The organism is Nostoc commune NIES-4072 (genome assembly GCF_003113895.1).
In the GTDB taxonomy this organism is placed as follows: domain Bacteria; phylum Cyanobacteriota; class Cyanobacteriia; order Cyanobacteriales; family Nostocaceae; genus Nostoc; species Nostoc commune.
The window spans coordinates 205,941-227,827 of the sequence record NZ_BDUD01000001.1 but is presented as its reverse complement, the minus strand read 5'-3'; the positions used below and the strand labels follow the sequence as shown (position 1 = coordinate 227,827).

24 protein-coding genes are annotated in these 21,887 nt (G+C 40.4%); 14 read left to right on the top strand and 10 right to left on the bottom strand.

What is annotated here, in order from left to right; all coding sequences use genetic code 11:
* Positions 1–40: 40 nt before the first annotated feature.
* The 4 genes from CDC33_RS00980 (at position 41) to CDC33_RS00965 (ending at position 3,081) form a co-directional block, all read left to right on the top strand.
* Positions 41–817 (top strand): nucleoside phosphorylase, encoded by a 777-nt coding sequence (locus CDC33_RS00980; RefSeq protein ID WP_109006901.1) that lies wholly within the window; start codon positions 41–43, stop codon positions 815–817.
* 383 nt (positions 818–1,200) lie between these two features.
* Positions 1,201–1,761 (top strand): retropepsin-like aspartic protease family protein, encoded by a 561-nt coding sequence (locus CDC33_RS00975; RefSeq protein ID WP_109006900.1) that lies wholly within the window; start codon positions 1,201–1,203, stop codon positions 1,759–1,761.
* Positions 1,762–1,833: 72 nt separating this feature from the next.
* Complete coding sequence (locus CDC33_RS00970; protein WP_109006899.1) at positions 1,834–2,226, top strand: carboxymuconolactone decarboxylase family protein; 393 nt, start codon at positions 1,834–1,836, stop codon at positions 2,224–2,226.
* 42 nt (positions 2,227–2,268) lie between these two features.
* On the top strand, positions 2,269–3,081 hold the full coding sequence (locus CDC33_RS00965; RefSeq protein ID WP_109006898.1) for an alpha/beta fold hydrolase: 813 nt from the start codon (positions 2,269–2,271) through the stop codon (positions 3,079–3,081).
* A gap of 153 nt (positions 3,082–3,234) precedes the next feature.
* Here CDC33_RS00965 and CDC33_RS00960 read toward each other — a convergent pair whose 3' ends face one another.
* Positions 3,235–3,582, bottom strand: a complete 348-nt coding sequence (locus CDC33_RS00960; RefSeq protein WP_109006897.1) for a hypothetical protein — start codon at positions 3,580–3,582, stop codon at positions 3,235–3,237.
* A 157-nt stretch (positions 3,583–3,739) separates the two neighbouring features.
* Positions 3,740–5,224, bottom strand: a complete 1,485-nt coding sequence (locus CDC33_RS00955) for a CIA30 family protein (protein WP_109006896.1) — start codon at positions 5,222–5,224, stop codon at positions 3,740–3,742.
* Between the two features lie 251 nt (positions 5,225–5,475).
* Between CDC33_RS00955 and CDC33_RS00950 the strand changes: the two genes are divergently transcribed.
* Entirely contained in the window at positions 5,476–5,985 is a 510-nt protein-coding gene (locus CDC33_RS00950; protein ID WP_109006895.1) for a HugZ family pyridoxamine 5'-phosphate oxidase, read from the top strand.
* A 136-nt stretch (positions 5,986–6,121) separates the two neighbouring features.
* The gene (locus CDC33_RS00945; protein ID WP_109006894.1) at positions 6,122–7,066 is read left to right on the top strand and encodes an alpha/beta fold hydrolase; all 945 of its coding nucleotides are present in this window, start codon (positions 6,122–6,124) and stop codon (positions 7,064–7,066) included.
* Between the two features lie 108 nt (positions 7,067–7,174).
* On the opposite strand, the gene CDC33_RS00940 is transcribed toward CDC33_RS00945, so the two are convergent.
* Together CDC33_RS00940 and CDC33_RS38175 are read right to left on the bottom strand one after the other, a co-directional pair.
* Positions 7,175–9,925, bottom strand: coding sequence for a zinc-dependent metalloprotease (locus tag CDC33_RS00940; RefSeq protein ID WP_109006893.1), 2,751 nt, complete (start codon positions 9,923–9,925; stop codon positions 7,175–7,177).
* A gap of 734 nt (positions 9,926–10,659) precedes the next feature.
* On the bottom strand, positions 10,660–10,797 hold the full coding sequence (locus CDC33_RS38175) for a hypothetical protein (protein ID WP_181373851.1): 138 nt from the start codon (positions 10,795–10,797) through the stop codon (positions 10,660–10,662).
* 128 nt (positions 10,798–10,925) lie between these two features.
* Here CDC33_RS38175 and CDC33_RS00935 point away from each other — a divergent pair, with 128 nt between their 5' ends.
* Positions 10,926–11,327 carry a hypothetical protein gene (locus tag CDC33_RS00935; protein ID WP_109006892.1) on the top strand — a complete coding sequence of 134 codons (402 nt, stop codon included), beginning with the start codon at positions 10,926–10,928 and terminating at the stop codon, positions 11,325–11,327.
* Between the two features lie 491 nt (positions 11,328–11,818).
* On the opposite strand, the gene CDC33_RS00930 is transcribed toward CDC33_RS00935, so the two are convergent.
* Positions 11,819–12,490: a LuxR C-terminal-related transcriptional regulator gene (locus CDC33_RS00930; RefSeq protein WP_109006891.1), complete on the bottom strand. Its 672-nt coding sequence runs from the start codon at positions 12,488–12,490 to the stop codon at positions 11,819–11,821.
* A gap of 101 nt (positions 12,491–12,591) precedes the next feature.
* Between CDC33_RS00930 and CDC33_RS00925 the strand changes: the two genes are divergently transcribed.
* Positions 12,592–13,248, top strand: a complete 657-nt coding sequence (locus tag CDC33_RS00925; protein WP_109006890.1) for a DUF3386 domain-containing protein — start codon at positions 12,592–12,594, stop codon at positions 13,246–13,248.
* A 476-nt stretch (positions 13,249–13,724) separates the two neighbouring features.
* Positions 13,725–14,384, top strand: coding sequence for a pentapeptide repeat-containing protein (locus tag CDC33_RS00920; protein ID WP_109006889.1), 660 nt, complete (start codon positions 13,725–13,727; stop codon positions 14,382–14,384).
* Positions 14,385–14,464: 80 nt separating this feature from the next.
* Here the strand turns inward: CDC33_RS00920 and CDC33_RS00915 are convergent, their stop codons facing one another.
* From CDC33_RS00915 to fraC, 3 genes are all read right to left on the bottom strand, one after another.
* Positions 14,465–15,244 carry an ABC transporter permease gene (locus CDC33_RS00915; protein WP_109006888.1) on the bottom strand — a complete coding sequence of 260 codons (780 nt, stop codon included), beginning with the start codon at positions 15,242–15,244 and terminating at the stop codon, positions 14,465–14,467.
* Between the two features lie 200 nt (positions 15,245–15,444).
* Complete coding sequence (gene fraD / locus CDC33_RS00910; protein WP_109006887.1) at positions 15,445–16,479, bottom strand: septal junction protein FraD; 1,035 nt, start codon at positions 16,477–16,479, stop codon at positions 15,445–15,447.
* Positions 16,480–16,539: 60 nt separating this feature from the next.
* Positions 16,540–17,079: a filament integrity protein FraC gene (fraC, locus tag CDC33_RS00905; RefSeq protein ID WP_109006886.1), complete on the bottom strand. Its 540-nt coding sequence runs from the start codon at positions 17,077–17,079 to the stop codon at positions 16,540–16,542.
* A gap of 213 nt (positions 17,080–17,292) precedes the next feature.
* Between fraC and CDC33_RS00900 the strand changes: the two genes are divergently transcribed.
* From CDC33_RS00900 to CDC33_RS00885, 5 genes are all read left to right on the top strand, one after another.
* Positions 17,293–18,429 carry a cob(I)yrinic acid a,c-diamide adenosyltransferase gene (locus CDC33_RS00900; protein WP_109006885.1) on the top strand — a complete coding sequence of 379 codons (1,137 nt, stop codon included), beginning with the start codon at positions 17,293–17,295 and terminating at the stop codon, positions 18,427–18,429.
* A gap of 89 nt (positions 18,430–18,518) precedes the next feature.
* Positions 18,519–18,848: a type II toxin-antitoxin system RelE/ParE family toxin gene (locus CDC33_RS00895; protein ID WP_109006884.1), complete on the top strand. Its 330-nt coding sequence runs from the start codon at positions 18,519–18,521 to the stop codon at positions 18,846–18,848.
* Positions 18,841–19,179 carry a HigA family addiction module antitoxin gene (locus CDC33_RS00890; RefSeq protein WP_109006883.1) on the top strand — a complete coding sequence of 113 codons (339 nt, stop codon included), beginning with the start codon at positions 18,841–18,843 and terminating at the stop codon, positions 19,177–19,179. Before CDC33_RS00895 ends, CDC33_RS00890 begins: the two co-directional genes overlap by 8 nt.
* On the top strand, positions 19,163–19,306 hold the full coding sequence (locus tag CDC33_RS38170; RefSeq protein ID WP_181373850.1) for a hypothetical protein: 144 nt from the start codon (positions 19,163–19,165) through the stop codon (positions 19,304–19,306). The genes CDC33_RS00890 and CDC33_RS38170 overlap by 17 nt, the downstream gene beginning before the upstream one ends.
* Entirely contained in the window at positions 19,287–20,105 is an 819-nt protein-coding gene (locus CDC33_RS00885; protein ID WP_244919098.1) for an ImmA/IrrE family metallo-endopeptidase, read from the top strand. Before CDC33_RS38170 ends, CDC33_RS00885 begins: the two co-directional genes overlap by 20 nt.
* 59 nt (positions 20,106–20,164) lie before the next feature.
* Here the strand turns inward: CDC33_RS00885 and CDC33_RS00880 are convergent, their stop codons facing one another.
* Together CDC33_RS00880 and CDC33_RS40085 are read right to left on the bottom strand one after the other, a co-directional pair.
* Entirely contained in the window at positions 20,165–21,133 is a 969-nt protein-coding gene (locus CDC33_RS00880) for a GGDEF domain-containing protein (protein ID WP_109006882.1), read from the bottom strand.
* Entirely contained in the window at positions 21,130–21,738 is a 609-nt protein-coding gene (locus tag CDC33_RS40085; RefSeq protein WP_244919097.1) for an Hpt domain-containing protein, read from the bottom strand. The genes CDC33_RS00880 and CDC33_RS40085 overlap by 4 nt, the downstream gene beginning before the upstream one ends.
* Positions 21,739–21,887 lie beyond the last annotated feature (149 nt).

Genomic DNA, 21,887 nt, shown 5'->3' with positions numbered 1-21,887 from the left:
AGTTAGGACAAGCATATAATTTGAGATAAAGTGTCACTCTATGCTAAATCAACGCTTTTATCACATTGGCTTTGGACAAGACGATTTAGGTTCATCGCCTCCCACCATTGCCCTATTATCTGGTGATCCAGAGCGATCGCGTCTAATTGCCCAAACTTATTTACAAGATGTGCGCGTGTTGTCAGAAAATCGCGGACTCAATAGCTATGTAGGATATTTGCCTAATGGTCGCACCATTCTATCAGCTACTAGTGGTATGGGTGCGCCTTCATTAAGTATTGTTGTCAATGAGTTAATCCAAGTAGGAATCCGGCAAATTATTCGCATTGGAACTTGTGGTAGCATTCAACCTTATATACCAGTTGGTAGCATTATTATTAGCAGTGCAGCATTGTGTCGCCAAGGTGCAGCAAATGATATTGCACCTGTGGAGTATCCAGCCGCAGCCGATCCTTTTCTGACAGTCGCTTTAGTTAAAGCTGCGCGACAATTAAAGGTTGAACATTACATAGGAATTACGGCATCAGTTGATACTTTTTACGAAGGACAAGAACGCACTGATTCTGCGAATCCAAATTTAATGCGATCGCTGCATGGTATTACAGAAGAATATCGGCGATTAAATATCTTGAATTATGAGATGGAATGCGGCACATTATTTAAAATGGCAGGAGTGTATAATTTTACTGCTGCTGCTGTTTGTGCTGTTGTTGCTGGGCGTACTGTTAGTGAAAATATCATCTTAGAACAAAAGGATATTGCTGTTACAAATGCGATCGCAACTGCTGTACATGCAGCAGAAACCCTTGAAGAATAACAAATTTATCTTATCTAACTTCTTAGTTTGCCATATTTAATATACTCTAACTAGTTTTATCGGGTCTTTACTTAATCTTTAATTTATCAATCAGTAATTATAGATAAAATGTATTGAGTTAAATGTAATTTCCTCTTCTGGAGACATTTCAATAAACAGTGAAGTAAAAAATCAATAAATCACTTAAAAATACAAAAACTGTGTGATTAATATAGACAATAATTCTAACAAAAACAACGCCAATTATTTTATATTCTGTTGTATAAAGGTTTATAAGTATTAGCTTGTTATCTTAAAAAGATGGATTTACACTACCAATTATTACAGCGATTATGATAAGTTAAGCTATTAAAAAAACTCAGTGAAATTGGAGAAAATATAACATGAAGAATGCTTGGAGGCGTTGGATTACAACCGTTAACTTAGCTGCAATCGGACTAATGCCGACGCTGATATTTTTAGCATTCTCTCATCGAGCAACAGCAGACGATCCAGGAGCATGTTACATGATAACCTCCTCTGGTAAAACCGTTGCATTGGGAAGGCTTTGTGGCAATATACCTGTAGCTTCAGACAAAAGAGTTTTTCGAGTCCCAATCAAACGCCGCTTTGGTGGAACTCCTGTGATTGATGTCACCTTTAACGACAAAAAAACCTTTGAAATGATTGTAGATACAGGTTCCAGTGAAACTATTATCACTCAAGGGATGGCGAATACACTTGAACTTCAGCCTACTGGGACAATGCAAGCCCAAATTGCCGACGGTAGCCAAGTAGAATTTCTAACCAGTAAGCTAAAATCTATTGCAGTAGGTGGAGTTACAACCAATAATCTTCAAGTAGCGATCGCACCAAAAGCAAGCATCGGCTTACTGGGTCACGATTTCTTTGGCAGCTATGATATCAAGATTCTGGAAAAAGAGGTCGAATTTCATCACCGCTAATGTCCGTAGCTAAAAACGTAGTATCCTACATTTTGGTATCTATAAAAGGACGGGGAATAACCCAAATTTTTGATGACTAAGCTGATTGAATACGAAGAAGCCAGCGACGAAATACGTGCAGTATATGACGACATCCGCACTACACGCCAGAATGACTATATCAATAACTTTTGGAAAGCTATAGCCAATCATCCCCCTACCTTACAACGAACTTGGCAAGCGGTAAAGGAAGTTATGAGTGGCCCCGGTGAGATTGATCCACTGATGCGCGAACTAATTTACATCGCCGTGAGTGCGACGAATGGCTGTGAGTATTGCATCGCCTCGCACACAGCAGGGGCGCGGGCCAAGGGCATGAATGATACCATGTTCGCGGAACTAATGGCGATCGCAGCCACTGCCAACATGACCAATCGCCTCGCTAACGGCTATCAAATTCCAGTGGACGAGAAGTTTAAGACGTAGGAATTTAGCTTTGTCCATCCCTGCTTAAGAGAATTATTGACTATGCCCAAAGTTCAGATTAACGGGATTGATTTGTTCTACGACATTAAGGGGAAAGGTGAGCCTTTGCTATTAATAGCTGGCTTCCTTTGCGATCATGCCTATTGGTCGTTGATTATGCCATCGCTGGTTTCGCATTATCAAGTCATTCGCTTAGACAACCGAGGTATGGGGCGAAGTTCTGCTCCCGAAAACCCTTATAGCCTCAAGCAGATGGCTAGTGATGTTGCAGCATTGCTCGATTATATTGCGATCGATAAGGTGCATTTAGTAGGTCATTCAATGGGTGGTCAGATAGCCCAAGAGTTAGTGTTAGCACATCCTGAAAAGGTAGAAAGTCTAATACTACTTTCATCTTTGGCAAAGGGTGATGGATTATTTAACAGCATTATCGAGACTTGGGGCGACCTCTGCAAAAACGTAGACTTGAAACTTTATGAAAAAGTCGTATTACCTTGGATATTTACAGATACGTTCTACTCGATTCCTGGGATGATTGAAGGACTAATTGAATTTGCAATCAGATATCCTTTTCCACCTGCGGCTCATTCACTCTATCATCACAGCCGAGCCATGCTTGACTTTGACACAATAGATCGCATTCAACAAATTCATTGTCCTACCCTAGTTCTAGTTGGTAAACAAGACATTCTCACTCCGTTAAAGTTTTCCCAGCAACTTGCTCAAGGCATTCCCAACGCTGAACTTTTAGTCCTCAACGCTGGGGGTCATGGCTTCTTAATTGAGTCCCCGGATGCTGTGGTTTCAGCTATGCTTAACTTCCTGCGGAAGTTGAAGCCAGCTTATACAATGTAAGTAAACGTGAATAATTAAAGATTTTGTAGTAAGGACTTTAGTTCTGAGAAAATAAGGACTAAAGTCCTTACTACGAACTTGCTTATCCATCACTTTCAACTTGCCAGACTACTAGTAAGAAGTTTTGAAAAATACACAGACTAATTCAAATACTCAGCGACTTTCTAATTTAGAAACTCGCGCCTCTAATTTGTTGACTTGTTGCTTCAATTCAACCACCAAAGTTGCCAGCCGATCAAACATCGGATCTTGCTGTGATAAGTTCCTTCTGGAACCAGTTGACTGGCGTGGGGTAAGTGTTGTTCTTGGGGATGGAGACTGGCCACTTCGACCGAGTTGAGACTCTATCTGGCTTAATCGTGACTCGACACGATTTAAGTCTGCTTCCAGGTTGTAGATGCGAGACTCTACTTGCTGGGATGAAGCAGTGTTTCCAAATAATCCACCCCAGAGAATTGCTGCTAAAATCCCGGCAAATATTAGCACTTGGATTTTTTTCATAACAGTCTATTTAGACAAGATGTGTTGGGATCGCTACAGAGTATAAGTCTGTAGTACAACATGGCGGAAATCAAGCTACCGTTTTAAAACTTGCAAAAGCTTTGATATACAAAACTTTTGATTTTTGACTTCCGCCTTGCGGTAGTAGTCACTTCACTTATTTATCCTTTACTAAATCAGAAAATAACTTCTGCCAATTGATAGAGTTAACAGTACTATCTCCCTGTTTTACTTCAAACGTGACATTAGAAGCTTTTGCTATCTTTAAAGCTTGCACACAAAGTTCTGCCACATCCTCACGGCTGATTTTGCCCTTAATATTATCGCCTTGCTCGAATATTAATTCCTTCCCTCCTGCTTCTTCAGTTAAAGCACAAGGTCTAATAATCGTATAAGGAATTCCGCTTTCTCTTAAACTATCTTCTCCCTTCAACTTCCAAGTTAAAATTCCTCCCAATTGGTCATTTAATTTCACTGCTGGCGGTTCTTCATCTAAATTAATGCCGGGGCGACCGGGACGAGTCACGCCTGCTGAACTGACGAGGATGAATTGTGGTAAAGTAGCACCGCCGTAAGCTTTAATTGATTCCAACTGTAAAGCAAAACCACCGGGAGAAAATTTTGGATTCAAAGCGCCATCATATTCAAATTTGCTCAACATCAGTTGGAATGAACAAACTCTATTCTGCTCAATTGGCGGCGCATCTTTAACAACTTTTGCCCGAAAGACGGGAATCAAATCTGCAAAGGGAACGTGAACATCTATCCAGGTATTAGCTACGGTGTCAAAAGAATAGCTATAGCCAATACCATCCCATTTTGTATCTGTCCGCAGGAATATTTTATAACGTTGCCCGTCACCTTTGACGCGCAGTTTTACACCTTCCCAATCAGATAAATTGAAAGGTGGATCAAAATTCTTGGTTCTAATAGAAGCAAATCCGCCAGAGTTAGCCGTAGAGACATTACCAGCAAACAAAGCTGTATTTTCTACTAATTGAATATTACTGGCACTTACGCCACCCATAACGACATCATCCAGCGCCCCCCAGTAATCTTTTAATTCTACTGATGGCTTGGTGAAATCAAATATCGGTTTTTCGTTTGCTTGGGGTAAATATTTTACTGCCGCTTGGACTAAATTTTTAACACCTTGATATTCTACATTTTCTGGGGTGTCGCCAACAATTTCTGGTTGGTAAAATTTAACCCCTTGATAATATTTGGCTCTATCTGCTGTGTCTCCCTCAACTGGTTGCACGCGCACTGCTGTACAACAAACTACAGCTTGGATATCAGCCATAACTAAAGAAGTTAAAGTTTCTGGTTGAGTGATATCCGCAACTACTAAGTCTATATCATTACCAAGAATTGACCTGGCTCTGTCAATGTCTCGAACTAGAGCGCGAACTTTATAACCTTGTTGGAGCGATCGCTGCACTACTCGTTTACCTACACCACCTGTTGCACCTGCCACTAATATTACACCCACATTTCTTCCTCCATTGGGTCTATATTGATTATCCTTAGGATGGCCTTGGATTAACTGCTGTACCCAGTTAAGGAAAGGAATTACCTCAAAGTAAGTCAGGGTTTCGATAAACCTGCCTAAATCCCATTGAGAACGATTTTTTTCAGTCATATTTGCGTCCTCATAACTTTCTTCAGTTTAGCCCAATGTTTGTTTCTCCAAATCCTCCGGTACTCAGAGCTTGGATAATGCTGAATTGCTTTAATTAGGGGAAAGGGTACAGGAGAAAACTATAACCTGTAACCTATTCCCTTAAGCCAAATCTTTGGCATTCCATGCAACGCCAAATAGCCCGTCGTAGACATCGCTCAATCACGTTACGATACTTAATGAGGTGTTCCTAATCAAACGGTAATTTACTTATGAGCCAACTTGAAGACATTCAAGCTGAGTACGAAAAGTTTCCAGAAGAATTGGAGAGTGTAATTATTAGCACCGTGAACGCACAGGCAATACCCAATGCTAGTTATGCTCCCTTTGTAATAGATGATTCTAAAAACATCTACATTTACGTCAGTGGTCTTTCAACTCATACCAAAAATCTCTATGACAATCCTCATGTTAGTGTCTTGTTTATCGAGGATGAAGCCAAGAGTAATCTAATTTTTGCCCGTCGTCGTTTGAGTTTTGATTGTACGGCAAATTTGATAGAGCGTGAAACTGACAAGTGGAATCAAATTGTTGAGCAATTTCAAGGGCGGTTTGGTGAAATTATCGAGGTTTTGCGCGGCTTGTCCGACTTTCGGATTTTTCAGCTAACTCCGAGTGAAGGTCGTTTTGTAGTTGGTTTTGGGGCAGCCTATCACATCAGTGGTGATAACCTAAATCAACTTGTTCAGATCACAGGAGATAGTAATCAAAAACAAGGATGAATTGTATGCAAATTAAATATGAAATAGCTTAGGAAACAAAAAGTTTACTTACTCCGATATTTATCGGTAAGCTTAACTTTATACCTCGTAATTTTGCCTTCGGGTAAAGTGCCATTAAACTATACTTTTTAATTTTATGCTTCAGTTTCAACCTCCTGGCTTTGGACATAAGCTTATCCATACATCCTTGGGGGCAATGGTTTACTATACCCAAACGAATGCACCTTGGGCGTTTTCTGATACTGAAGATTTACCTCCACTATTGTTTCTCCATAACTTTGGTGGTGGGGCGTCTGCGTATGAATGGTCTAAAGTTTACCCGGCTTTTGCCTCTAATTACCACATTTTAGCTGCCGATCTAATCGGCTGGGGAGAATCGGCTCATCCAGTCCGGGATTATAAAATTAGGGATTATCTCAGCACGATCGCAGAGTTTATCATTGAAACTTGTCGTCAGCCTGTGACGGTGGTAGCCTCATCTCTAACAGCCGCTTTTGCTATTCGTTTAGCTATTGTTCAACCCAATTTATTCAAAGCACTGTATTTGGTGTCCCCCTCTGGATTTGATGATTTTGGGCAGGGTGCTGGACGCAGACTTCCGCTTTCGGTGATCAATGCGCCTCTGTTGGACAATTTTATTTATATGCTTGGTGCTGAAAATGAAATTGCAGTCCGAAATTTTCTGCAAAGTTTTTTGTTTGCCAAATCACAACGAGTTTCTCAAGAAATGGTGGAGGCTTATTTAACCTCTGCACAACAGACTAATGCCAAGTTTGCCGCTTTGTCATTTTTGCGGGGCGATCTTTACTTTGATCTAAGTTTATATATTAAACAACTGACAATTCCCACAGTCATTTTTTGGGGAGAAAAGGCACAATTTACCAGCATCAAACTAGGACGACGCTTGGCAAATTTAAATCCAAGTGCAATTCGAGATTTTTATGCGATCGCAGATGCAGGAATATTACCTCATTTGGAAATACCCGAAGTTGTAATTGGTTTATTGCAAAAGTATCTTGGGGGAGTGGGGAGTAGGGAGTGGGGGATGAGGAAGCAGGGGGAGCAGGGGGAGAATAACTAATGCCCAATGCCCAATGCCCAATTCCCAATTCCCAATTCCCAATTCCCAATTCCCAATTCCCAATTCCCAATTCCCAATTCCCTATTCCCTACTCCCCACTCCCTATGTCTACTTAGAAATTAACTGTGCATTTAATGCTTTAGCGATGCGATCGCCAGAAGCCTCTAAGTGGGCTAGGGTATAAATATCAAGGCTTTCACTAAGTTGTTTGAGCCTGACATCAATGGCTTTTTGCAGTTGGCGCAATTCATACCAAGCCAGTGTTCGACCATCTTCAGGTGTATCATTAGTATCCAACATCATCTCTAGTAAAATATTCAGATGTTCCCGTTGCAATGAACGGCGGATGCTAGAAATTGGCTTTGATTCTCCTGGGGTTAAAACTTCTGTCCAAATGCCTGTTTGCAAGGTGTCGAACAGTTCCGGGATGGAAAGTGCTTCTCCAGGGAGAGTTTTTAATTCTATGTCTTGTAAACGATTCAGGCGATCGCTGTCTAATAGCGATCGCAGTACAGCACTTTGGAAACCCAGAATGCGATCGTGAATTGGATAATCAAGGCGGTTGTTAGGTACAGAACTACCCCAGTGTTCCCAGCGCGATGGTGCTAGTTGATTCAACAATTGTGGTGAAAAACTGAAAGCATTCTCAGCAAATACATATTCTTGCAGCTTTGTCAATGCTTGACGTTGTTTTAAAAGTGAAACTGGTACAAATGTCCAAGAAGTATCATCACTAGCATGGAGACGCCGAAATGATTGTCCACCAATGTATTTAGAAAGTAAGGTGGCGTTGCGAAAATAGTATTTAAGAACTCTATTGAATGAGACGCGCAGGTTACTATAACTTTCGCCTTTCGATAGATAACCCTTGTCAAGGCGCTGCCACATAAAACGGGCATTATCCATTTGCCACTGCGAATAAAGTAGCACATCACTACTCATGTCCCAGACATTTGCCAAAGGATTAATATCCCAGATATCTTCATCAGTTGCATAAGATAATTCTGGTTGAGGCGACACCAGGGCAATCTGTTCCAAAAAAGTTTTTTCTGATTCTGGAATGATTCCCTCAAGTGCTACTGATGGGCTTCTTTTATAACCATACTCAATTGCCCATTCGTCGTAAGGGCCAACAACTCCTGGGAAATAGTCACCTTGTTGTATTCCCTGTGGTGCAATATTCACGGGTAGATAGTCCATCACCGAACCCACTAAACCTTTAGTGCGAGTGATTTCAGTATTATTTAATTCTTCGGGCGCTAACATGGTGCTGCCGTGAAAGTTGTGGCGCAAACCGAGAGTATGCCCGACTTCGTGAGCAATTAGAGAACGCAAATATTGATGCACATACTTTTTCATGGTTTCACTACTGGGTGTAGTGTTTGGCAAAATTGATAATGCCAATGCCCCCATTGCGGCTTGATCTGAAGACTCCATGCTATAGCAGAAGTCATTGTCTACTAAATGTTGTTCAGGAAAAGCTTTAAAACCTTTCGAGAACATTGCAGATAAATTACCTGGGCATGGATTTTTGTCCAGTTGAGAAAAATGTCCATTCGTAAAAGATGAATTTGCTTCCATCAGTGCATGATATTCTTGCTGAATTGAACGCACCATATTGGCATCCACAATAATATCTGCATCCAATATTTCTCCGGTGAGTGGGTTAACGCGTACTGGGCCTCTGGCAAAACCTGCATCTAAAGAATTAAACCAGCGAATAGTATTGTAATGTACATCTGCGGGTTGCCAATCAGCATCATCTGGCATTTGCTGCACTTCAATAGCATTTTGAAATCCAGCTTTTTCAAACGCTTTGTTCCACATCAAAACACCTTCACGAATCGCATCGCGGTACTCTAGCGGCACAGCATTTTCAATCCAAAACACAATTGGCTTTTTGGGTGGAGATAAGGGGGCGTTAGGATCTGATGGCTCTAGATGCCAACGATTGATGTAACGGACAAATGATTCGTGAGCATTATTATTAGATAAATTTTGGAAAGCAGTAATAAAATATCCTACTCTGTCATCTGCAAGTCTAGGAATATAACCAGTGTTTTCTCTAAGCTGAGAAAAACTGTAGTGTACCTTCAGAGTGAGTGCCCTGCTATCGGGTACGGTGACTAAATTTGCTCCTTCTAATGATGAAAAACCATAAATAGAATCAATTTCTACATTTTCTGCGAAGCTGTTAACATCACCTAAATAAGACTTTCTTGTATCCAAGTGATAATCAGCCTGCAAAGAGTATTTTAATAAGGTAGTTAAGCCGGGGAAATCCTGCATTAGCAGTTCATCTAGGCTGATTAGAATATTTTTACCGTCTGGTTTAATAGTGTGTATTTCGAGCGAATAAAGAACTGAGTCGCTAAATGAACGAGCAAGCGATCGCTGTTCTGGTCTACTTTCTGCGCGGAATTTCACATTACGAACAACAAAATGCAATCTATTCTTGACTCGTTGGAAGTAGAAGATAAAATCAGATAGAGGTAATCCACTATAAATTCCCTTTTCCCCAACGCCTGATTCCAATGTAACTATAGCTAAATAATCTTTATTTAGCTGCTCTGGTTTAATTTCTAAGTAAATTTTGCCCGAATCGCCACTGCAATAAAGGGTAAAGAGTCCCTCTAGTTTATCTATTCTTTTGACAATCTCATTAAATTGGCAAAAATCTTCTTTTTTATTTTTAGCAAGATTATTGTCAGCACTTGCTAGGTTTTCAACCGTCGGGAGTGCATTTAATTGTTGCACATCAATATTTGAAAGTTGGTTTGCTCCTGCGTAATCACTTGATATGAGCAAGTTATACAGTAATACTATACAGATTGCGAATTTCCTTATCCAGTATTTCATCCTTTGGCTTTCCACTTGAACCAGTTCTCGTGTTGAGGAAAAAATGTGGATTATGCCGTCTGCAAGCCCTTTAATATCTAAGGATTACGGTATCAATCCACTCATTTAGACAAAATGTCTCTAGCTTAAAAGTCGTCTTACTATTGATTGTTATTAGTAGCTATTTATTTTTATTCATCAAGTATCTGTTTCTTAAGATAGATAATTTTTCTACCCAAAGATACATGTTTTCTTAATTTATATCTGTATTAAAGACCAAATGTAGCATTAAAAATGTATTTAGTGCTACATTTGTCAGCCGAAGTAATCTCAAGCATCATTTATAAATAGAAAGAGAGACTCCTAAAAAAGCTGTTATTGAGCATTAAAAAGCTTTTTTCGGATTAATTGGGGAAATTTATGCTAATCCCAACCGTTTTCTCACATTTTCAATTGGTTCTTTCCAATGGTCTTCAAAGCGGTAGCCCAACAGAAAATCAGGTTTCTTGCCTAAGTAGATAGGCATTTAAGTTGCATATCAACTGGTGAGGTTGTCCTAAGTCATTTGTCCAAAGTCCAATTGGTAAACACAAATGACTAATGACTAATGACTCAATATCACCCAAGTTTTCTGAGTTCTTGTAAATGATAATCGCTTGGAGTTGTTGTAGCTTTTTGAAGATAATGATTTTCTTTAGTAGAGTGAAAAAATGGGAGCATTCCAATGCAAGCGAATTTACCAAAATCGTTCCAAGTCAATTGCGAATGAAGCGTATAGCTTCGCTTAACAAGCTAGCTTTTCTAAGAGTTGTAAAATAAAGCGATCGCAACATCTGTACTTTGCGATCGCTTTGTTTCACTGTGTTACGCTTGCAATGACCAATTAGCGTCAAAAAAATCACCTCTTCCCAAAGATTTAAAATATATTTCTTTTTTATAACTAAAATATGCCTTTTGCTAGAAGGATAATTACCTTTCTATAGTTAATCTTTATTTGTAGTCAAAAAAAAAGCTAATTGGCATGATAAATTTGATTTCTAGGACGATTGCTAACATCAGTTCCCTACTTAAAGGACTTCAGGTAAAATCTTTTTTGGCTGTTGTCGTAGTTGGTTTTCTAGTGCTGACAACGAATGTCAATTATGGCCAGGGGCAGAATAATGAAGGGTTAAAGGAAAGAGTTCGCCAACAGGTAGAGCAAAATGATGCCCAAAGACCGAAAACAGTAGGGCAGTGGTTTAAAGATGCTCGTGAAACCGAAGATTCTCCTGGTGAAAGACTTCAGAAGATTGGGCAACAGTCAGGAGAAGCCTTTAAAGAGTTTGGAGGTGGATACGTAAAGGGTGCTAAAGAAACTGCTAGTGATGTAGGCGACAGTGCAGCAGAGGCAGCCAGAGATGTCTCAAATAAAGTTGGACGCTAAATGCGTTACGATAGCCTATTGGCAGCAAGTACTAATAACTTTTCGCCAATAAAACAGTAATAATAGGGGCGCTGGTGTCTAACCACCGAATTCTAATACTTGGGTAACGCGCTTACCCTCGCTGATCATAGATTGTAGTCTTTCTCAGTTGCATAAAATATAGTCCTTTAGTAGGGGCGTACAGTTAGCTGTGCGCCCCTACTGCAATATTCAGATTAATACAAGATAAGAATAGGACTTACGCAAAAATTGCTAAAAAGCTTAATTTCTCGAACCGCCAAGACGCCAAGAGCGCCGAGAATTCGTAGAGTGTGCGTAAGTCCTAAAGAAATAACTTTAAGCAATATCCTTGTAAGTTAGCATAAATAAAGAGAACTATTAAAGCTTGTTATTTGCAAGCAGTAAAAGACATTTGATTTCTGAAAAAAGTCCGTACAACATTCCCCACTTCCCACTTACATGCTCATGTGAATTAACGAAACTGCATCTTTTTATGAAACTTGTATCTCTTGTAGCTTTGCCACCATTTCTGCACGCGCCGAAACCTTCAACTTACGAAACATCCTCTTCAAAGCTTGTTTAACGGAATTTTGGGTAATCCAAAGTTTTTCTCCAATTTCCGCGTTCGTTAACCCCTGCGCCACTAATTCGGCAATTTCTAACTCACGCGCTGTTAGAGGATTTACTAAAAGAGAATGGGATATTTTTGGTTTTGTCCGTAGATTTGCCATTTTTGCTGATAAATGAATGCATAAGGCACTCAAATCAGCTAAATCGTTGCCATTAAAAGCCGGATTTCCCTTATCACGAGCTAAGTTAAGCGTTCCCACAAGACGACCATCGCAAACAATTGGCCCAGTCATTACGTGTTCGTGATCAGAACGTGAGCAAAAATGCTTCCAGTCTCCTGGCGATAATAATAACTGTTCATGGGCGGGAGCGTGACGCTCAACCACGTAGCGCCCGACTGGATTACTTTCTAAGCATACTGCCGGAATGCCCTGAACATCGATTTGGGCCGTTGGTTGCTCATCTAGGAAATAAATGCCCCAATTTTGCACACCAAAATGCTCACCAATTTTATCCGTGAGAGCTAGCCTTAATTCTTGCTCATTTTGGACATTGGCGATCGCATCAAATACGGCGTGAAGAGAATTAACCATAAGTGTACCCAGTTGGGGACTATCCAAGCCTCAACAATTACTTCTATGCTAATACCAAGGAAACTAAAACGCTAATTTACAGTAGCGACTAGGAGAAGCACATGACAGTTACACAACTCTCTGCTCAGGAACTTTTCCGGGCTGCTTATGAGAACCGCTACACCTGGGACAAGAATTTCCCTGGTTATACCGCAAATATTACCTTTAAGCATGATGATAAAGTGTTTACAGGCAAAGTAATCATCAACGCCAATCTCAAAGCGGAAGTTTTGGATGTAGATGACGAGTCGGCCCAGAAAGCAATTCATGGTCAAGCATGGGAGATAGCAATTCACCGCATCCGCCGCAGCTTTGAAGATACCCACAGCGCCAATACCTTTAGCTATGGTAAAACTGACGAAACTGGTGCGGTTGAGCTTTTAATTGGTGGTAAGGCTGAGGGCGATAAATACAAAGTCCGCAATAATGAAGTATGCCATGTTCACCGTTTAATTCACGGTACTTATGTGACAATTGACACCTTCAGCAGTCACGACACTGGGGAAGGCTACTTATCGCACCGCTATGACTCTGTGTACCATGACCCCAAGACTGGCGAACAAAAGGGCGGTAGAAGCGAATTTACCGATGAGTATGAAAAAGTTGGTGACTATTTTATTCTAAATCGTCGGGAGATTCGCACCGAGACAGCAGGACAAGTTTCTATTCAAGAATTTATCTTCTCTGATATTAAGTTGTTGGAACCTGTTGCTGCTTAAGATGTATTTTGTAATCTAAAAATCAGCGTGGGTACAGCCTACGCTTTTTTTGTAATAACAATCAACAGTCCTCAAAGCAAAGAAGAAAGTCGCTAACCCAATTAATAAGAAGACTAAGCTACTCATAAAGATATTTATTAATTGCCCATTGTGCATTGGTAATGACTAATCCCTGATGAAAAAACCAAAATTGGCAGACTAAAGAGTGTAGGTGGGGTGCTGACAGAAGTAATGGTGATTTTGAGTTATTCTCATCGACCTAATTGATTCTACTTGACTTATCAATGTTTCCTGACCTATGTCAGCATTTTTTGTTTTAAAAACCAGTTAAAAAACGCATTTTCAAGCTCCTAGCGATTTTTTGGGAATTTATCTCTGATTATTTACTCAGATGATCTCCATTTGCGGTGTACTCTCAATATACGGTAACTATCACACTCGACCTTTGAGATAAATTACACCCAGAGGTGAATACCATGAAAAATTATGCTGCTCAACAGGAATTTATATTAAGTCAAATCACAAATAAATATTTTCAGCGCCGAGATTTCAGTGGATGTGATTTGCGTGGAATCGACTTGAAAGGAATTGATTTAAGTGGTGTTAACTTCATCGGAGCGGATTTGCGTGATGCAAATTTATCTGGCTGTATCCTCACTCGTGCTAATTTAAGTGGCGCGAATCTGATGCAAGCTAGCCTACGCGAAACTAATTTGTATGAAGCATCTTTGTGCGAAGCTAATTTGATTAATACTGATTTAACACGAGCAAATTTGTGCGGAACTTTCTTATGGCGGGCAAAATTTACAGGTAGTAATCTTTGGGGTGCTTCTTTATGTGATGTAGATTTGAGAGAAGCAGACTTAAGCGAATCCAAATTAATTGAAGCATCACTGATTGAAGCTAATTTAGTCAGAGCAAATCTCACAGGAGCAAAGCTATGTGGAGCAAAATTACTAGAAGCTAATTTAACTGAGGCCAACTTAACTGGTGCAGACTTGACATGGGCAAATTTAACCAAGGCAAACTTGAATAAGGCAAATCTTTGGGAGACAAACCTGATTTATGCCAAGCTCCGAGATACTATTATGCCTGATGGCACAATTGAGCAACCTCAGATAGTTATTAGTTATTAGTTATTAGTTATTAGTCATTAGTCATTGGTCATTTGTCATTAGTTAGGAAAGAAGTTTCTGTTCGCCCTAATGCCCCATGACTAAAATTCACGTTGTGAAAAGATAAAAATAGCGATCGCTAACAACATAGCACTATAAAGTAAGCCATAGCCAGCATTTGTAATCAATGCAGTTGTGTCAGGTAGTGCTTGCAGACCATAAACGGCATCGTTTTTTAAATTTAATCGAGATAAATCTGGTAAGATGAGAAACAAACCTTGAGTTAGACGTTCCATACCAGGGTTGCGGCTCAGGCGACCAAGTTGTAGTAAATCTTGAGTAATGTTTCCGATTAAATATACTGCAAAGGTTAAAACAGTCGCCAGTAAAGAAGCAGTGAAAACACCGAAGGTAATAGCCGCAGCCGTGATTAATGACAACTGTAAAAATAAGAAAATTGCAGCAATTAAAATGCTGGTCGTTGAATGAGAAATGTTACCAAATTGCACAAATAATAGATAAATTATTGTCATCGTGGCGACAAGCACAGCTAAGACTGCGGATAAACCCAAGTATTTGCCGACGATAATTTCGCTGCGACTGACAGGTTTAGCAATTAACACCAAAATAGTACGTTTTTCAATTTCTTTATTAACCAGTCCCGTACCAATAAATATCGTCACAATTAACCCGATGGCATTCATGGCCGCCATCCCAAAGTCTAAAAACATTTTGTCTTCAGTCGTTGCTGCAAATTCAGGAAGGACACGGAAAGCAATGGCGATTATCAGCGCATAAAAACCAATAATAAATAGGATGCGATCGCGTACCACTTCCTGAAACACATTCTTTGCCAATACAAAAATTCTGTTAATAGCCATTTGTTATTAGTCATTAGTCATTGGTCATTAGTCATTAGTCATTAGTCATTGGGAATTAGGCATGGGAAAGAGGACTTGGGGACAAGGAGAATTGGGGCCAAGGGGAAACACTTCTTGCAAGTTCTGATTTAAGTCGCCTTGTCCCCTTGTCTCCCCTGCCCCTCTGCCCCTCTGCCTCTTCCCCTGCTCCCCCTGCTCCCTCATCTCCCCTGCTCCTCCCCCGCTTGCGGAGGTGGCGATCCAGCAAAAAGTTTACTACCGCGATCGCATTCAATTTCTGCAACTGTAATTTTATTGTCTGAATTGCTAGTTGCAGCCACTGGTTCAATGCGACAAGATTTTTTCAAATAATAGCCCCGTGGGTTAGAACTCGGGCCCATCCAAATACTTAATAAATTTAATATATATCCAGACTTAGTATTAGCTACGCGCGGTTCAACACGCCATAGTTCTTTCTCTTCATATTTACCCAAGTTCTTTTGAATTACTTCCCTACCCAGAGTTACTACCCGAGGTTCGACATCTTTTTTCGGTATCAGCCATTTCTCCACTTCCGACCAAGGTCTTTTAGCTATTTCTTGTATTACTAGTGGTTGAAGTTTTTCTAAAATTATAGCGCCGTTTCGTGGGATTTTTAGGCGTTTTTCTGTAGTGACAAGAACGGTACTACCTTTAAAAGTATCTGCCTGCAAACTAGGATATTGTTCAAACCAATTATTCATCACAAAGTGAAACTGAATCCAGCAACTTAGTAGCATACTACTAGCAACTAAAATTATGATTCTTTGGCGGTCTTGTGGTTTAGGAATTCGAGCTTTTGCATCGGTATCATTTCCTTCAATAAATTCTGGTATTGCCGTAATTAGCGCTGAGATTGTCGGCCAAAAAACGATTGTTCTTGGTGTAACGACATCTTGTTGATTTCCAAATGCAAAAACACTCACTAAGAATCCAGTGATCACTGCCCCAACTGGCATAAAAGTCCCAGGAACCCTCAAAGGATCTTCAGTTGTATACCAAGCTGTGCCAGCAATTAAAAATAACCAACCGAAAAAGGCAATTATATCTTTTATATAACCTATAGCAAAAAATGAAACTACCCAAGAAAAAACACTTAAATAAATAAATGTTTGCCAAGAATAAGCTTTAGGCGGGACTAATACTTTTCTAATTCCAGCATAAAGCCCTTCAGCAAATTTAAAAACTCCAAATACATCTTTAAGTAACGTATTCATATTCTTCTTCCCACCTGATTAATCAATCACTAGTGTTCCTTTAAATGAAGTAAATTCTTGCTACTTGGAGCGAAATAATAAAATAACGGTTATAGCACTAAAACTTAGAGAGTTAGCAATTAATGTAGTAATCACTAAATTAGTACTTTGTAATTTAGCACTGCTAAAATTACGCCATCGCCGCCTTTGAAATACTTGAATTTCCTCTTCTTTTTTAGCAACTGGTTCACTCAATGATAGTAGTAATACTCTTAAAATGAAAAACTTCATTATAAAAGTAGCAAAGAAAATTATACAAGCAGTTAAAATTAATAAGCTTTGTGTATTTGCTGATTTAAAATTATTAAAAAACATATAGCTAATTAATTCTGATTTCAAATGTATTGGCAACATTGGTTCTGCTATAAAAAATATGACCCAACCAATTACACTAGAAAACAGATTCATAGAAATAGCATAAAAAATGCTAGTTTTTTTGTCAAATTTTAGTCGATTGTGCAAAACATAGGCTTCGATAGGGATGGCAATCAATACAAATAAAAAGTCAAATAGAATTCCACCAATAGGAAAAATCCTCGGAAGCATCCAATTTTCAGGCATAAATGGTCAAGGGTAAGGGTTAACTGTAGAGAGTATAACTGGGATAGTGAGGGTGATGGTGGAAATTATCTGATTGTTTTTGTTTGGTGTGCCAATATGATATTGTCGATATTATTTATACATTATACGGATGCATGAGAGGAGCAGTTTCTCTACCTAAGATTACAAGACGTTAGGTAAGATTAAAGACTGCCACTTATAGCTTTTCGAGAAATGACAAGGAACGGTATTGGTATTCGCACGGCGCAAGTGCGTCAAGAACGGCTCGTCGGTCAAATTCACGTCTACGATGGTCTGGGTAAAGGTAAGTCTCAAGCAGCTTTAGGGGTGGTTTTGCGCTCTATTGGCTTAGGGATCAATACGCCTAGCAATTCTAACCGCGTTTTATTACTGCGGTTTTTAAAAGGGCCTGAACGTGATTATGACGAAGATGGGGCGATCGCAGCTTTGCAACGTGGGTTTCCTCATTTAATTGACCAAGTTCGCACCGGGAGAGCCGAATTTTTTGGTCATGAGGAAATTACCACTTTTGACCGAGATGAAGCGATGCGGGGTTGGGATGTAGCTAAAGGCGCGATCGCTAGTGGTTTATATTCAGTTGTTGTCTTGGATGAGATTAACCCGGTTCTGGATTTGGGTTTGCTACCAGTAGATGAAGTGGTACGGACATTAAAATCTAAACCCCAAGAGTTGGAAATCATCGCCACCGGACGCGCCGCACCGCAAAAGTTGCTTGATATTGCAGATTTGCACTCAGAAATGAAACCTCATCACCACCCAACAGCTAAAGCTCTCTTTCTTGAAGGCATTGAAATTTATACTGGTGCTGGTAAAGGCAAGTCTACTAGTGCTTTGGGCAAAGCTTTACAGGCTATTGGTAGGGGAATCAATCATCCAGGGTCTACCCGTGTGCTGATTATGCAATGGCTTAAAGGTGGTAGTGGCTACACAGAAGACGCTGCGATCGCTGCCTTACAACAGTCATATCCAGAAGTGGTGGATCATCAGCGCTGCGGTGGAGATGCGATCGTCTGGCGAAATTCTAGGCAAGAATTAGATTATGTAGAAGCCGAAAGGGGTTGGGAAATCGCTAAAGTTGCGATCGCCTCTGGATTGTATAAAACTATTATTCTCGATGAACTAAATCCCACTGTTGATTTAGAATTACTCCCCGTTGAACCGATTGTGCAAGCTTTACTCCGCAAACCCCGCGATACCGAAATTATAATCACTGGTCGCTGCCAAAATCCACCTGCGTACTTCGACTTGGCTAGCGTCCACTCAGAGGTTTATTGCCACAAACACTATGCCAATCAAGGTGTAGAGCTTAAACGAGGGGTAGATTTTTAAGCGTTGCTGATTAGTTGATCTGCTAAATTATCTAGAAACATAACAAATTTATTTACCAAAATGGTAAACTTATATTAGTCTAGTAACGCATGGAAATCACCTTCGCTGACCGCCAACTGCAAAAGCTATGCGAACAACAAAACTTAGCGCAAAGAAAATTGGGTGCAAACTGTGCTAAGAAATTGACAGCCCGATTGGCTGACCTTGCAGCTGTTAGCTGTGTCAAGGAATTATTTGCAGGTCGTCCCCATCCCTTAAAAGGAGATCGAGCGGGTGAATTTGCAGTAGACCTAGAAGGTGGTAAACGACTTGTATTTAAGCCAGACAACGACCCCATAACCCTTACCGAGGATGGGAGCATTGATTGGTCAAAAGTTACTGCTATTTGTATTGTTTTTATTGGAGATTACCATGATTGAGACAACCCGTACCTTTACTCCAGATTGGGTATCTCCTCCCGGTGATACCATTGCTGATATATTAGAAGAGCGTGATTGGACACAAGTACAGTTAGCAGAGCGATTAGGCTACACCACAAAACATATTAGCCAGTTGATCAACGGCAAAGCACCCATCAATGAAGAAACAGCCCTGAAACTAGAACGAGTTTTAGGGAGTACAACAGCATTTTGGCTCAATCGTGAAGCCCAATATCGCGCCGCTTTAGCACGAATAGAAGAAGAAAACCGCTTAAAGGGATGGACATGTTGGTTAGAGGGAGCAACGCGAAAAAGTGAGATCGGGGTTTAGTTCTCAATTACACCCCTATATTCTCAACAAAATCTGGTTTTTTAGTTGCGATCGCATCCTGAAACAAGCTATATACGTCCCAGATTTTAGCACCTCACAAAATCGCGTTGCTCCCTTGGTTAGATGAGTTACCAGTCAAAGACTTGATGAACCAAGGTGTAATTCCTAAGTGCCGTTTAATTGCCAAGAATAAGCCTGATTTGGTAAAAAAGTTACTACAATTTTTCGGTGTTGCCTCGCCGGAAGATTGGCAGAATTATTATGCAGGTATGGAAGTTGCTTTTCGCCGTACACGCGAAGAGCAAAGTGATGTTGGTGCTATTTCCACTTGGTTACGGTTGGGGGAAATAAGAGCAGAACAACTAGATTGTCCCAAGTACAGTAAGCCAAAATTTGAAAAGGCGGTGCGGCAAATTCGGACTTTGACGGTGTTACTACCAGAGGAGTTTAAACCACAGATGCAAAAGTTGTGCTGGGAAGCAGGGGTTGTCCTTGTTTTAATACCATCAATAAAGAAAGCGCACGTTAGTGGTGTTGCACGGTGGTTAAATCCGCATAAGGCACTGATTCAACTTTCGCTTTATGGTAAAACTAATGACCGCTTTTGGTTTGATTTTTTCCATGAAGCAGCACATATTTTCCTACATGATAAAGAAAATATTTTCCTTGATGAATGGAATAGTGGGGACAGTTTGAAATCGGAGCAGGAACGCCAAGCAGATCAATGGTCGCGGGAATTTTTGATTCCACCTGAGTATGAGGGAGAATTAGTGAAGCTTAAATCTGAAACTGATGTAATTGATTTTGCGGAACGTATCGGTATTCATCCTGGTATAGTTGTAGGTCGGCTGCAACACGATCATCTAATTGATCGGTCTTGGATAAATAATTTAAAGCTGAGTTTGGATTTTCAAAGCATAGAATAAACAGACAATAATCCCAGCCGATGCGTTGAAAATAGTGGAAATGTGTGAAGTTTGGCTCACTAGCAGGAATTTTTACTTTTGGGTAGTTGAATATTTTGCACAAAGCGATCGCGTCCTGCTGCTTTTGCTTGATACAACGCCCGATCGGCGACGGAAATCATTTCTTCTATATTAGAATCTGGCTGAGGAATTTCTGTTGTAAACCCGGCACTCAGGGTAACATAAGGACTAACTTGGGAATTTTTATGAGGAATTGCTAGTGTTCGGACAGCATGACAAATTTTTTCGGCAACATGAGTCGCCCCCTCGGTGTCTGTGTTAGGTAAAATAACAGCAAATTCTTCCCCGCCATAACGGGCAACTAAATCTCCGGGACGTTTAATAATATCTTTGAGCGCTTTAGCAATTTCTTGAAGACAGCGATCGCCTACCCGATGACCATAAGTATCGTTATATAATTTGAAGAAATCAACATCGCAAAGAATCAGCGAAAGGGGGCATTTATCCCGTTTCATGCGCTGCCACTCTTGGTTAAAATACTCTTCAAACCGTCGGCGGTTAGCTACTTGAGTTAATCCGTCGATAGTAGCTAATCGCTGCAATTCCACATTAACAGCTTCCAGTTTTTGCTGTAACTGAGATTGCTCAATTAAACGTTTTACCCGTTGTCGCAAAACTGCCCAATGGATAGGTTTGGTAACATAATCCATTGCCCCCACTTCAAATGCCCGGTCAACTGACACTTGATCTTCAAGCCCTGTAACCATTAAAACCGGAGTGTACTTGCTACATTCAAAATTCTGTAACTGGGTGCAACACTCGAACCCATCCATATCTGGCATCATGGCATCAAGAAGTACTATATTAGGATGCAATTGCTTAAAAACTTCTATTGCCTCTATACCATTTTGAGCCTCCGCTATTTGATAGCCTTCCCGTTCCAAGAAATGCCGCAATATCAGGCGGATAAAAGGTTCATCATCAACAATTAGAACTAAAGATTGGCTTTCTTGAGCATCAGCTTTCATGGTACATCCTTCGCAAGTTCTTGTTCTAAGGCAGCTTTAACTTGTTCATATTCCTGATGTAGTTGTGAGATTAATTCTAGGCTGTTTTCTAATTTACTGCTGTATCCCTGTATTTCTAACACCTTGCAAAGCTGTGACAGGGCGATCGCTCCAACAGAAGCACTGCTAGACTTAAGTTGATGGGCTGTGTTCAATAGAGTCTGGGCATCCTGAGTTGTGATAGCTGTGCTAATATCTTGCACCAATCTCGGTGTCTCTGTAAGATAACACTCAATCAGTTCAACAAATGCCACACGATCTCCTCGCAGCATATTCTGCAAAGATTGGAGAATTTTGGCATCGATTTTGGCGGTTTTTGATGTCTGCTTTTGCTCTGATTGTAGGATATTTGGCGAAGGTTGCAATTCTAAGCACATCACCTTACCTTGTTTTCCCCTGGAAGCTAATTCAGAACTTCTTTGGGGTGGGCATTTGCTAAGTGCCTCAGCTAACTCTTGAAGCTGATGATTCAAATCCCGATTACTTTTTATCCTCAATCCCCGATCCCAAGTCCCCAAATCAACAGAGAGTAGCACTTCTCCATTTTCAGTAAATTTATTGCTCATGGGAATTTCCAATTTCAACATGGAGCAATCACCAGGGAGTGTACTATACTCTGCTACGAGGGGAATTTGGGGTGTGGGGTCGCTAATGGAAGAATGGATCAGACAGCGCTCAACTCCAAATGCTTTGCCAATTTGGGTAGCAGCCGTCT

Excerpts from the sequence above, each read along its gene's own strand:
- CDC33_RS00895 (WP_109006884.1), top strand. The coding sequence starts at position 18,519 with ATGGAAATCACCTTCGCTGACCGCCAACTGCAAAAGCTATGCGAACAA.
- fraC (WP_109006886.1), bottom strand. The coding sequence starts at position 17,079 with ATGCCTGAAAATTGGATGCTTCCGAGGATTTTTCCTATTGGTGGAATT.
- CDC33_RS00965 (WP_109006898.1), top strand. The coding sequence starts at position 2,269 with ATGCCCAAAGTTCAGATTAACGGGATTGATTTGTTCTACGACATTAAG.
- CDC33_RS00970 (WP_109006899.1), top strand. The coding sequence starts at position 1,834 with ATGACTAAGCTGATTGAATACGAAGAAGCCAGCGACGAAATACGTGCA.
- CDC33_RS00920 (WP_109006889.1), top strand. The coding sequence starts at position 13,725 with ATGAAAAATTATGCTGCTCAACAGGAATTTATATTAAGTCAAATCACA.
- CDC33_RS00975 (WP_109006900.1), top strand. The coding sequence starts at position 1,201 with ATGAAGAATGCTTGGAGGCGTTGGATTACAACCGTTAACTTAGCTGCA.
- CDC33_RS40085 (WP_244919097.1), bottom strand. The coding sequence starts at position 21,738 with ATGAGCAATAAATTTACTGAAAATGGAGAAGTGCTACTCTCTGTTGAT.
- CDC33_RS00890 (WP_109006883.1), top strand. The coding sequence starts at position 18,841 with ATGATTGAGACAACCCGTACCTTTACTCCAGATTGGGTATCTCCTCCC.
- CDC33_RS00900 (WP_109006885.1), top strand. The coding sequence starts at position 17,293 with ATGACAAGGAACGGTATTGGTATTCGCACGGCGCAAGTGCGTCAAGAA.
- CDC33_RS00960 (WP_109006897.1), bottom strand. The coding sequence starts at position 3,582 with ATGAAAAAAATCCAAGTGCTAATATTTGCCGGGATTTTAGCAGCAATT.
- CDC33_RS00880 (WP_109006882.1), bottom strand. The coding sequence starts at position 21,133 with ATGAAAGCTGATGCTCAAGAAAGCCAATCTTTAGTTCTAATTGTTGAT.
- CDC33_RS00940 (WP_109006893.1), bottom strand. The coding sequence starts at position 9,925 with ATGAAATACTGGATAAGGAAATTCGCAATCTGTATAGTATTACTGTAT.
- CDC33_RS00930 (WP_109006891.1), bottom strand. The coding sequence starts at position 12,490 with ATGGTTAATTCTCTTCACGCCGTATTTGATGCGATCGCCAATGTCCAA.
- CDC33_RS00935 (WP_109006892.1), top strand. The coding sequence starts at position 10,926 with ATGATAAATTTGATTTCTAGGACGATTGCTAACATCAGTTCCCTACTT.
- CDC33_RS00950 (WP_109006895.1), top strand. The coding sequence starts at position 5,476 with ATGAGCCAACTTGAAGACATTCAAGCTGAGTACGAAAAGTTTCCAGAA.
- CDC33_RS00980 (WP_109006901.1), top strand. The coding sequence starts at position 41 with ATGCTAAATCAACGCTTTTATCACATTGGCTTTGGACAAGACGATTTA.
- CDC33_RS00925 (WP_109006890.1), top strand. The coding sequence starts at position 12,592 with ATGACAGTTACACAACTCTCTGCTCAGGAACTTTTCCGGGCTGCTTAT.
- CDC33_RS00945 (WP_109006894.1), top strand. The coding sequence starts at position 6,122 with ATGCTTCAGTTTCAACCTCCTGGCTTTGGACATAAGCTTATCCATACA.
- fraD (WP_109006887.1), bottom strand. The coding sequence starts at position 16,479 with ATGAATACGTTACTTAAAGATGTATTTGGAGTTTTTAAATTTGCTGAA.
- CDC33_RS00955 (WP_109006896.1), bottom strand. The coding sequence starts at position 5,224 with ATGACTGAAAAAAATCGTTCTCAATGGGATTTAGGCAGGTTTATCGAA.
- CDC33_RS00915 (WP_109006888.1), bottom strand. The coding sequence starts at position 15,244 with ATGGCTATTAACAGAATTTTTGTATTGGCAAAGAATGTGTTTCAGGAA.